The organism is Enterobacter sp. 186315 (assembly GCF_053290175.1).
Genome location: NZ_JBPTTK010000040.1, coordinates 1 through 10,923, shown reverse-complemented (window position 1 = coordinate 10,923; position 10,923 = coordinate 1). Strand labels below are relative to the sequence as shown.

At 50.8% G+C, this 10,923-nt stretch carries 11 protein-coding genes and 2 pseudogenes; 9 read left to right on the top strand and 4 right to left on the bottom strand.

The window, feature by feature from the left end:
* Nucleotides 1-13 precede the first annotated feature (13 nt).
* Nucleotides 14-1,255: pseudogene (locus ACSVHP_RS22615) on the bottom strand (Tn3 family transposase).
* 159 nt (nt 1,256-1,414) lie between these two features.
* Between ACSVHP_RS22615 and ACSVHP_RS22610 the strand changes: the two are divergent.
* The 4 genes from ACSVHP_RS22610 to ACSVHP_RS22595 all read left to right on the top strand — a co-directional run bounded on the left by ACSVHP_RS22610 (nt 1,415) and on the right by ACSVHP_RS22595 (nt 3,807).
* Nucleotides 1,415-1,999: a recombinase family protein gene (locus ACSVHP_RS22610; protein WP_012695450.1), complete on the top strand. Its 585-nt coding sequence runs from the start codon at nt 1,415-1,417 to the stop codon at nt 1,997-1,999.
* Nucleotides 2,000-2,183: 184 nt separating this feature from the next.
* A complete protein-coding gene (locus ACSVHP_RS22605) occupies nt 2,184-2,741 on the top strand; it encodes an OsmC family protein (protein ID WP_000108589.1) in 558 nt (185 codons plus the stop codon).
* Nucleotides 2,742-2,882: 141 nt separating this feature from the next.
* Nucleotides 2,883-3,464 (top strand): TetR/AcrR family transcriptional regulator, encoded by a 582-nt coding sequence (locus ACSVHP_RS22600; RefSeq protein WP_020277920.1) that lies wholly within the window; start codon nt 2,883-2,885, stop codon nt 3,462-3,464.
* A 4-nt stretch (nt 3,465-3,468) separates the two neighbouring features.
* Nucleotides 3,469-3,807: a carboxymuconolactone decarboxylase family protein gene (locus tag ACSVHP_RS22595; protein ID WP_021242988.1), complete on the top strand. Its 339-nt coding sequence runs from the start codon at nt 3,469-3,471 to the stop codon at nt 3,805-3,807.
* 29 nt (nt 3,808-3,836) lie between these two features.
* Here ACSVHP_RS22595 and ACSVHP_RS22590 read toward each other — a convergent pair whose 3' ends face one another.
* Entirely contained in the window at nt 3,837-4,166 is a 330-nt protein-coding gene (locus ACSVHP_RS22590; RefSeq protein ID WP_021242987.1) for a thioredoxin family protein, read from the bottom strand.
* A gap of 213 nt (nt 4,167-4,379) precedes the next feature.
* Between ACSVHP_RS22590 and ACSVHP_RS22585 the strand changes: the two genes are divergently transcribed.
* The 3 genes from ACSVHP_RS22585 (at nt 4,380) to ACSVHP_RS22575 (ending at nt 7,092) form a co-directional block, all read left to right on the top strand.
* Nucleotides 4,380-5,486 carry an alkene reductase gene (locus tag ACSVHP_RS22585; RefSeq protein ID WP_021242986.1) on the top strand — a complete coding sequence of 369 codons (1,107 nt, stop codon included), beginning with the start codon at nt 4,380-4,382 and terminating at the stop codon, nt 5,484-5,486.
* A 65-nt stretch (nt 5,487-5,551) separates the two neighbouring features.
* A complete protein-coding gene (locus tag ACSVHP_RS22580) occupies nt 5,552-6,253 on the top strand; it encodes a DsbA family oxidoreductase (protein WP_001194072.1) in 702 nt (233 codons plus the stop codon).
* Nucleotides 6,254-6,318: 65 nt separating this feature from the next.
* The gene (locus ACSVHP_RS22575; protein ID WP_004729618.1) at nt 6,319-7,092 is read left to right on the top strand and encodes an SDR family NAD(P)-dependent oxidoreductase; all 774 of its coding nucleotides are present in this window, start codon (nt 6,319-6,321) and stop codon (nt 7,090-7,092) included.
* A 185-nt stretch (nt 7,093-7,277) separates the two neighbouring features.
* On the opposite strand, the gene ACSVHP_RS22570 is transcribed toward ACSVHP_RS22575, so the two are convergent.
* Nucleotides 7,278-8,501: a MalY/PatB family protein gene (locus ACSVHP_RS22570; protein WP_023287190.1), complete on the bottom strand. Its 1,224-nt coding sequence runs from the start codon at nt 8,499-8,501 to the stop codon at nt 7,278-7,280.
* A 133-nt stretch (nt 8,502-8,634) separates the two neighbouring features.
* The gene (locus ACSVHP_RS22565) at nt 8,635-9,504 is read right to left on the bottom strand and encodes a DMT family transporter (RefSeq protein WP_001567390.1); all 870 of its coding nucleotides are present in this window, start codon (nt 9,502-9,504) and stop codon (nt 8,635-8,637) included.
* Between the two features lie 240 nt (nt 9,505-9,744).
* On the opposite strand from ACSVHP_RS22565, the gene ACSVHP_RS22560 reads away from it, so the two are divergent.
* On the top strand, nt 9,745-10,497 hold the full coding sequence (locus tag ACSVHP_RS22560; protein ID WP_447552976.1) for an alpha/beta hydrolase family protein: 753 nt from the start codon (nt 9,745-9,747) through the stop codon (nt 10,495-10,497).
* 26 nt (nt 10,498-10,523) lie between these two features.
* Nucleotides 10,524-10,837: pseudogene (locus ACSVHP_RS22555) on the top strand (Tn3 family transposase); the annotation flags it as partial.
* Nucleotides 10,838-10,923 lie beyond the last annotated feature (86 nt).

Here is a 10,923-nt window from a genome sequence, read left to right as displayed (position 1 = left end):
TGAAAGCCTGTCCTCAGCATAGTACTGGGAAGGAGGGAGTGACCATCTCATTAAACATCCTTCGTAAAGCCTGTTTTTTGTACAGACTGCTATCTACAGAGCGTAACGAACGATATTTTCCTTGTCCCAGCTTGAGGTTTGTTCGCAAGACGTAATCTCCACTCAGGTCGATGTGTTCCCATCCCAGCAGGGACAGATGAGAAATCAGCAGCTCATTTAGTGGGATCCCTTTTCGCTTTAGAGAATCTATGGCTCTTTCTATATATACCGTATTCCACAGTGATATCGCCGCAGTCAGCAATGTCAGCCCGCTGGCCAGGTAGCTCTGGTTTTCCAGCCCCCGTTCTCTGATTTCCCCCAGCCGGTGCATAAAGACTGCTCGCGGAAGGGCATTGCGGGCCTCACCTTTATTCAATCCTGCCTGTACGCGTCGACGCAGGCAAGGATCTCGGAAGCAGTCCAGCATAAATAATGACCTTTCGATGTGACCAATCTCCCTCAGAGCCTTTACCAGACCATTCTGTTTCGGGTAGCGCAATACCGTCAGGCAGTGCCAGCGACTCTATCGCACTTAACCGGTCGATATGTTGCAGGACATTCTTACCATTAATTTTTCCCGGAGGCTGGAGCATCCAGGCCAGCCGTGAAGGTTGCTCACCCTTAGATACCAGCAGACGGACCGCGCCGCTTTATGTTTCCGTTCAAACTGCGCGGTCAGCGTAGAAAATACCTCCCTTTCTGCAAGCGTTGTTGCTTCGGCCAGAGTTCGCTCTATGACATCAACAGAAGGGAAAATGACATTATTGTTGTGGAGCCAGGAAAGCATTTCTTCCGCAAGCAAAAAACCTCTGTCTTTCCGCATGGCTTGGGGGTAAAGGTGACGAATGCATGTTTTTTGCCGTGCCAGGTTGAATGGGGATAATTCAAGGTAGCGATAAACTTCAGCCAGATACTCCCAGCGGGTGACCTCTCTTGATGCATACTCGGCCCACAAATCAGGCTGAAGTTTCAAATGAGCTGCAAGCCGGAAAATAACTCCGCCGTGAGGGGACGAATTTTTGTCGGGAGGAAACCCCGGCCCCGCAAATAACAGATTAAAACAGCAAAGCCCAAGCGGTTTTCGGGTCTGCGGTGTTTATTAATAATCGCGAGCTCATGTTCACTCAAAAAGCACATGCGCGTCAGAAGAACGTCATCATCCGGTACAACCAGCAAGCTTTTTTTCTTCACTACTGAGTATTTGTCTCCGTGGCATAGATGTTTCTTCTGCATATAGTTCATTCGAGTTATCACTTCACGCTGACCGAAACCGGTCGGTTTCGTACACCACTTACAGCACATGTCCGAAACTTAGTGAAATTAATTTCGGACACACGTTATAATTCGGACATCCATTTCGTACGGAAAGTTTCCCATGTCACGTGTTTTTGCCTACTGCAGGGTCTCAACTCTGGAACAGACCACAGAAAACCAGCGTCGTGAAATTGAAGCGGCGGGTTTTGCCATCAGATCCCAACGACTTATTGAGGAGCATATCAGTGGCTCGGTTGCTGCCAGCGAACGCCCCGGATTTATCCGGTTGCTAGATCGCATGGAAAATGGGGATGTACTGATTGTCACCAAACTTGACCGTCTGGGTCGTAATGCGATGGATATCCGAAAAACAGTAGAGCAACTGGCGGCTTTAGATATTCGCGTTCATTGTCTCGCACTCGGAGGCGTTGACTTGACCAGTCCGGCCGGAAAAATGACTATGCAGGTAATTTCTGCTGTAGCGGAGTTTGAGCGGGATTTGCTGCTTGAGCGAACGTATTCAGGTATTGCGAGGGCAAAAGCGGCTGGAAAACGCTTCGGTCGCCCCCCCATCCTGAGCGAGGAACAAAAGCAAACAGTGACAGAGCGCCTAAATGCTGGCATCAGTATCAGTGCTATTGCCCGGGAATTTAATACCACCCGCCAGACTATCCTTCGGGTAAAGGCTGGATTGCTGCAAGAGTGAGCGGCTGGGAAGATTATAAAAAAATCAAATGGTTATTATGAAATAAAACAGCCTGCTGGGTTCTTTTCCCCCTATTTTTTATAAAAGAGTAGACAAAAGAGGTTCGCGACACTAATCTACCAACTAGATGATTGGTGCTGGTTACACCAGCTATACCTTTTATCAAGAAATTACAGGAGCCATTATGTCTACTACCGTTAAACCTTCTGCAGACGCAGCTGCGATCCACAATACCCGTGAAGCAGTTCGCAGCCAGCCTGGCCTGGGTAACCTGACTTTCCAGATGAAAGCCCGTTCCAGCGGCGGATTAACCGTTCGCACAGAGACCGGCGCCACAATCCAGAACGGCGTTATCGATACCAGCCGTGTGGGGAAATTTTCTAATATCGGTGATGAACCCGCAGGTTTACTCGGCACCGATACCGGCATGAGCCCGACTGAATACATCATGCAGGCGCTGGCTGGCTGTTATACCGCCACCCTTACCATGATGGCTGCTGAAAAAGGGATCGACCTGGACGGTATCGAGCTGGATCTTAATTTCGATATCAACCTCAACGGCTTCCTTGGGCTGGACAGCAACGTGCGTAAAGGTGCGAAATCTATTCGCGTCGATGTTCACCTTACGAGCAAGACCGCCAGTCGCGAGGAGTTAGAAGCGCTGGTCAGCGAAATGCAAAAGAATTCGCCAATCCACGATACTCTGGCTAATCCGGTTGAAATGATTACACGCCTGGCGTGATGTCAGAGATGTAATGCTGCCATTCAGAATGCAGGATGGCAGTGACGTTCAGCTCTGCACGATACTGAGTCAGTGATACAACTTGCTACGGAAAAATAGCAACAATATAATCTATCAACTAGTAGATTATATGGAGTAATTATGACAACCATGACACGGGAACGGCTGCTCAGCGAAGCAGAACACCTGATGCGCGAAAAAGGGTATTCAGTATTCAGCTATGCTGATTTATCAAAAATAGTGGGTATCACCAAGGCCAGTATTCATCACCATTTCCCGACCAAAGATATTCTGGGTGAGCAGGTGGTAATACAGGCGTTCTCTGATACACAACGCGTATTTGAGCAGATAGAGGCGACTGAGAAAAGCGCGGAGAGAAGAATTGCGGCTTACATCGATATCTTCGCGCAAAGCCATAAAGCTTCGCTACTGCCACTGTGTTGTGCGTTGTCAGCAGAGACCGCCAATCTGCCTCAGGCAATTACTGTACAGACATCACTTTATTTCGATATGCAAATCGAGTGGCTCACAAAAGTCGTCAGGGCGGGCATGGAGTCAGGTGAGTTTTCATCCCATGCCGAACCATCAGATATTGCTTTGATGATCATTAATGTCTGTGAAGGCTCAAGCGTAGTGGCGCATGCAACGGCCAGACCCGAAGTCTTCGCCAACAGCCTTAAGTATATAAAACTGCTTCTTAATACCCCTCATTCAGGAGAATGACACTATGCTGGACTGGAACAACTATCGCTCAGAGTTAATGCAACGTTTAGGCGAGTTGGGCAAACTGACCCCCGAGACCATGAAAGGCGTGGTTGCCCTGGGCAACGCAGGTAACAAAACTGACCTTTTGGGCGCAAAAGTGCGTGAACTCATTGCCCTGGCGTGCGCAGTCACAACCCACTGCGACGGCTGTATTGCTTTTCACGCCGACGCCGCTGTGAAAGCCGGTGCAACCGACGCTGAAATTGCTGAAGCGCTGGGCGTGGCGATTAACCTCAACGCTGGCGCGGCGGTCATTTATTCAGCCCGCACTCTGGATGCCGTCGGTCAGGCACGCGGTTAAGCATTAATAAATTCCACGTTAAAAGGGCATTACTGCCCTTTTTTTATGTCCGCAATAGCCTGAGCATATACCGATGCAGGTTTCACACCCGGTATGCGTTTAACTAATTGCCCTTCATGAAATATCAGCACAGACGGCAGCCCCCAGATCTCGTATTTGGTTGTCAGCACCGGCGCCTGATCTACATTGACTTTCCCCACCTGAATATCTCTATCGAGCCGGTCTGCAAACTGACTGAACATTTCTTCGCTGGCCTGACAGGGCGGACACCAGGGTGCAGAGAAACGTACCACCGATATTCCGTTGTACTGCTCTATCTGGCGGAAATTATCTTCGTTATAAGCTGTTAATGTACGCATGGTGATGACCTCGCAAAATGAGTGACAATTCAGAAATGGCTGCGTTATGACAAAAAAATACGACACAGCCATTGACCTACCTACTAGATGGTTGGTATATTGCCACCCATCAGATGTTTATGCAACTCCAGTGCGCGACGTCCAGTCGATGATACTGCCGGGCTGTGCAAATCCCTGCCGGGATACTCCTTTTTGTTTTTTGTGAGGTATACGATGAGTAAGCTTTTCACCCCCTACAATCTGTCTGGCCTGGCGTTAAAAAACCGTGTAGTCATGGCACCGATGACCCGCACCCGCACCATGAATGACGTGCCGGATGAGGTCGTGGCTTTGTACTATGCACAGCGTGCTTCTGCTGGCCTGCTCATCACCGAAGGGATGCCGGTTTCAGAAGAAGGCCGGGGTTACCTTTATACCCCTGGTATCTACAACGACGAACACGTCCAGGGCTGGCGTAAGGTGACACAAGCGGTTCACGCCAAAGGTGGCCGTATTTTCGCGCAGCTCTGGCACGTCGGCCGTATGTCTCACGTCTCTCTTCAGCCAGGCCACATAGCGCCGGTTTCAGCGGGCACCGTTCAGGCGGTCAATACCACCGTTTTTGCGCTGACCGAATCCGGAGAACCGGGCCCGGTTGTACCAAGCCAGCCACGCGCGCTGGAAACGCATGAAGTTAAACGCATCACTGCAGACTTCGTGCACTCCGCACGCCTGGCGATGGAAGCCGGCTTTGACGGCGTGGAAATCATGGCGGCAAACGGATTCATCTTTGACCAGTTCCTCAGTAGCGAACTGAACACCCGCACCGACGAATACGGCGGCTCGGTGGAAAATCGTCAGCGTTTCCTGCTGGAGACCATTGACGCCGTGGCGGAAGCCGTGGGTAACAGCCACGTTGCCGTGCGCCTGTCACCGTTCGGCCGCATTTATGACCTCGCGCCGTATGAAGGTGAAGAGCAAACCTGGTCAGCCATCACCGACGCGCTCGGTCAGCGGGAACTGGCCTACGTACACCTTTACTATCAGCCGGTGTACATCAAAGCGCCACTTCCGGAAGGCTTCCGCCGCCGTTTTCGCAACACGTTTAAAGGCACCATCATCGCTGCCGGCGGTTTTACCCGTGATATCGCAGAGCAGGCTCTGGAAGATGATGAGCTGGATCTGGTGGCATTTGGTGTGCCCTACATCGCTAACCCGGATCTGGTTGAAAGAATGCAAAACGGCTGGCCACTGGCAGAAAGTGACCGCGCCACCTACTACGGCGTCAGTGGTTCCCCGGAAAAAGGCTATACCGATTACCCGGTCTGGCAGGCGCAATAAATCCCATACGGTCGCGGTTCTCTGATAAGTGAGATCCGACCGCCCAACGTCTTTGAGGAATCATTATGCAAACGCTGAAACCCACCCTTACCATCGATATCTGGTCAGATTTGGTCTGCCCGTGGTGCTGGATTGCTAAAAAAAGATTTGAACAGGGTCTGAATCGCTTTGAATTTCGCGACCAGGTGGTGATCCGCCATCACAGCTACCGTCTGGCCGGTGGTACTCCCGCGATGCCTTTTAAGGATGCCATCGTTAAAAAGCTGGGCAGTCAGCATTCAGCGGAGCTGATGATGAATCAGGTGGGCACCGCCGGTAAATCTGAAGGTCTGATCTACAACTTCGACGGCATGATGTTTGGTGATACAGAAGATGCACACACCCTGCTGGTTGCCGCGCGTAAGGCCGGAATTGCGGACGCGGTGGAAGAACGTTTTTATCATGGCAGTATCACCGAAGGTCGCTCTCTCTTTGACCGTCAGCAGCTCGTTGCCATGGCCGTAGAAGCCGGTATGCCGAAAGCTGACGCTGAAGCCGCCCTGGAAAATGACGATTTTCGCGCCACCGTTTCCGACGATGAAGCCCACGCACAGTCTATTGGCCTCAGCGGCGTTCCGGTTTTTGTGATGAACGAAAAATATGCCATCAGCGGGGCTCAGGCAGCAGATAACTTTTTGAATGCCCTGCGTCAGGTCTGGGATGAACAGCAAACCGAATTTTCAGCCACTGCGGGTCAGACCTGCGGAACGGATGGCTGCAGTATTTAATCCGTCAACCGCCGGCAGTTTCACGCTGCCGGCAACGTCTTACCCACCAGTAATGGAGTCAGAAAATGAACACTTTTTTCAAAGGTAAAAAACTGCTCGTCGTCGGCGGTACCAGCGGCATGGGCCTGGCCGTGGCACGCATGGTACTGGAAGCGGGCGGCAGTGTCGTGCTGACCGGGAATAAAAAAGACAAAGCCGAAGCGGTGCAAAAAGAACTGAGCCCTCTGGGACCGGTTGCGGTCATCGCGGCGAACCTGATGACCGAAGAAGGTATGGAAACTATCCGTCAGGAAATTAATGCTCACCATCGCGATATCAGCCTGATGGTGAATGCCGCCGGTATCTTCATGCCCAAAGGATTTACCGAGCACAGCTTTGCCGATTATGACATGTATCTTTCGCTGAACCGAGCCACGTTCTTTATTACACAGGATGTCGTGAAGAACATGCTCGCCGCGAAGCTCGAAGGGTCTATCGTCAACGTCGGTTCGATTGGTGCTCAGGCTGCACTGGGTGACTCGCCGGCCTCGGCCTATTCAATGGCAAAAGCGGGTCTGCATGCCCTGACGCGTAATCTGGCGATTGAGCTGGCCAGCGCGGGTATTCGTGTCAACGCGGTGTCTCCCGGGATTGTTCATACGCCGATATACGAAGGCTTCATGGACAAAGCGGATATCGCAGATGCTATGAAGTCGCTGAACGATTTCCACCCGCTGGGACGCGTCGGAACTGCCGAAGATGTGGCAAACACTATTCTCTTCCTGTTGTCTGACAAAACCTCATGGGTGACGGGCGCTATCTGGGATGTCGATGCGGGCATCATGGCGGTCAGACGATAACCCCGTGACGCTGGCATAAGCCGCCCCTTAAGGGCGGCATTTTTTTGTCGCCAGACATGTCATCAGCAGGCTTCACTAAGAATATTCACGACCTGTTCATCCGTGCCTTTTGTGTTCCCGGCACAGGGTGTTATGCCGGGTTCTGACGACATCCTGACAGGACAAAACGGCCAGAGAGAAAGGGGTTATACACGATGAGGAGCCGGTATCCGCAGTACCTGTGAAATTCTTTTCATCCCTGCTGTCAGCATACTCCGTGGGCAGGCCAGATTTAACCGGATATATCCGTCCCCATTGTCGACAAACAGCAAGCCCCCTTCAAGAAGGACCCCTGACTCCCGGGCAAAATACAGCGATAAATCCTCACCTGCGGTGTCGGGCAGGTAGCGGCTAATATCTATCCAGGCCAGATATGTCCCTTCGGGGATCGAGAACCTGGTTTCGGGTAAATAGCTTTTGAGATAGTCGTGCAGGTACTGGAAATTGCCGTCAATATATTCCCTCAGATGGACAAGCCAGTCATCACATTCACTCCACGCCGCTTTGTTTGCTGCCAGGCTCAGTGGAGAGATGAACTCGTCGTGTCTGAGACGCCACTCGCTTCTGACACCGGGATCCGGAATAATGATATTTGCCAACAAATTCCCGGCCAGATTGAATGTTTTACTCGAGGACATGCAGGTAATAATGCGTGTAGAATCAGGGAAAAGAGAGGCGGCCGGTGTATGACCGATACCGCTTCGGGACAGGTCGCAGTGAATTTCGTCAGATATCACCCAGATGTCATTGGCCAGGCAAATTTCAATAATCCGCTTAAGTTCATCAGGCCGCCAGACTCGTCCGGTCGGGTTATGCGGATTACACAGGAAAAGAATTTTCACACGTAAATCGGCCTGACTGGCTTTGCGTGCAAAGTCTTCCCAGTCAGGTTCCCAGCCGCCTGCTGATTTTTTTAACGCCGAGTACACCACGCGACGCTGACTGTATTCACCCGCCTTTTTAAACGGGCCATATGAAGGCGTCATAATAAGAATACTGTCATCCATGTCGGTCAGAAGCGGGACGAGACGGTTCAGCGCGGGAATAATGCCCGGAGACAGCACAATGTCTTCCGTTTTGAAACGGTGACCATATTGTCGCTCACACCAGCTGCCAAAGATCTCATAGTATTCTTCGTCGTAGATTTTAGTGTAGCCGAGTATTTTTCTATCCAGACGGTCTCTGATGGCCTGAAGAATCGGCTCTGGTGTGGCAAAAGCCATGTCAGCAACCCAGAGGTTGATTAGCCCTTCTGCCGGATACCGCATTGCAAATTCGGACTGTCCCGAAAACAGGTATTCCCGCCAGCCGTCCACGGTGAGACTGTCTGTTTTCTCTCTGCTTACGTACTCATCAAAATCATATTTCATTTCATAAACCTGCCTTAGGTGTAGTCAGAAACGTCGACCTCAGTATTACTGTCAGTCTGATGCCGGAGCGGGAAAACTGGCTCGTGTGATTAACATAAGAGAATCATCACAACTGCATGAATTAATTGCGTTATTAAGGTTCTCTCGCCTTTGTCATCGACTGACGGGGGGATTTCTCGCGTGTCACCATCACAATGCCAGTCAGCACCGCCAGGGCAGAAAATATCGTTCTGACCGTCAGTGATTCATCCAGGAATACCACACCCCCTAGCATTGCCAGACAGGGAACGCTGAGCTGAAGGGTACTGGCGGTGATAGAGCCGAGAGAGGGTAAAAGGGTATACCACAATACATATGCACCGGCTGAGGCGGCGGCACCGGACAGCAATGACAAAGCAATGCCCGCAGCATCATAGTGACCCTGCTTCATAAACAGCAACGAAAGAGCGAGAGCCATCGGCGTGGCGAGTACAAAATTTGCCGCCGTTGAAGCCCCGGCCGCCTGGCCCGCCCTCCCCCTGACGGAATAGGCGGCCCAGGCTAATCCGGCAACGATCATCATAAGTGCACTGTAAAGCGGCGGTGCCTTCGCCCCGGGTAACAGCAGGGCAGCAATTCCTGCCAGAGCAATAACTAAACCGCAAGCCCGCATAACGGAGAGTGATTCCCCTTTAAATAATCCGTGGATCACCATCGCAAACTGTACGGCACCAAAAAGTAACAGCGCACCTGCCCCGGTATCGAGATGGATATAGGCGACAGAGAAGAGCACTGCGTACACCATGAGGTAAAATCCGCTCAGCGGACGCCACAGCGATAATGTAGTTTTTGCGTGATAAAACAAGAAAGGTGACAGGACGAGTGCACCACTGGCCAGCCTGAGGCTGCTGAATGAAAGGGGATCAATGTGGCCTCCCTGCAGGGCCAGACGGCACAGAATAGAGTTTGCAGCAAACGCCAGCATTGCCAGGGATATTTTAAGAATGAGCGCGCAATTGGCCATTCAGTGAGACCTCATAAAATTCTTGTAAACTACCATCTAGTTGGTAGCATAGCGTAAGTGATCACCGAACAGGAAGCAATAATCAGCTTTCAAACTGGAAGGTGAGGACAGGCATTCGGAATGAATTCTGTTTCACATCCCCAGTAGAGGAAGGAAAACGCGTAATGCCAGATGCAGAGCAGAAGATTATTTTTCCCTGCGATCAAACATATGAAATCAGTTTAAGACCTGGAATATCCTATGAAAAAACTAAAATTTACGTTCAAAAATGCGGCTGGTGAAGAACTGGCCGGATTGCTTGAACTTCCTGAAAATCCTAAAGCGTTTGCGCTGTTAGCTCATTGTTTTACGTGTGGCAAAGACCTCAAAGGCGCGGCGCGTATTGCGCGGAAACTGACAGAGAATGCTATCGCCGTTCTCCGGTTTGATTTTACTGGTCTGGGAAACAGCGAAGGGGATTTTTCCAACACCAACTTCTCATCCAATATTTCGGACCTGCTTTGCGCGGTAGATTATCTCCGCCGACAGTACGAAGCGCCTTCTTTGCTCATCGGCCATAGCCTGGGGGGATCGGCCATTCTGTCTATTGCCGGCGAAGTTCCTGAGGCAAAGGCCGTTGTCACCATAGGATCACCCGGAGAACTGACACACGTAAAACGTCTTTTTAAGGATGATGTTGAAAACATTAACCAGCATGGAGCCTATCCCGTTGAGCTGGCCGGGCGGGTATTTACCTTAAAGAAACAGATGCTGGACAATATTCAGGAACACAAAATCGCTCATAAGGTGTTCGCCATGAACAAGCCTATGCTTATTTTTCATGCGACTGAAGATGATACTGTGTTAATTGAGCAGGCCGAAAAAATATTCAAAGCAGCAAAGCATCCCAAGAGTTTCATTTCGTTGGGTAAGGCGGATCACCTTCTGACTCATGCTCAGGATGCTGAATACGTTGCCGATATCATTATATCGTGGAGCGAATGTTACCTATAAACAGAGTAAATGCGTTCAAACTCGTAGCGCAGAGGGCGATTTTCTGCAGAGATCGGACGCTGTTTATGCTGGACTGATTTTGCGATAAAGGCTTAGGCCGATGCATACAGGCGGGGCTGAATAAGGGTGAGGCCCTTGGGCGAGCATCCTTCATGCACCGGCTGAATGAAATCAGGGATCTGGGGGTGGGAGGATCAGCGTTACCACGCCACCGGCGCTGACACTACATACGGCGGCGATAACACTCTGGAATACGGTTTATATAGAAAGAACCATTGAGCCGCTTAAGCAAAAAGGAGTCCCTGTTAATGAACTGCTGGTCTCTCATCCTTCTCCACTGCTGTACAAAATATAGTCTTAGCGTGGGATAATTAATGAGATGGTCACTCCCTCCTTCCCAGTACTATGCTGAGGACAGGCTTTCAT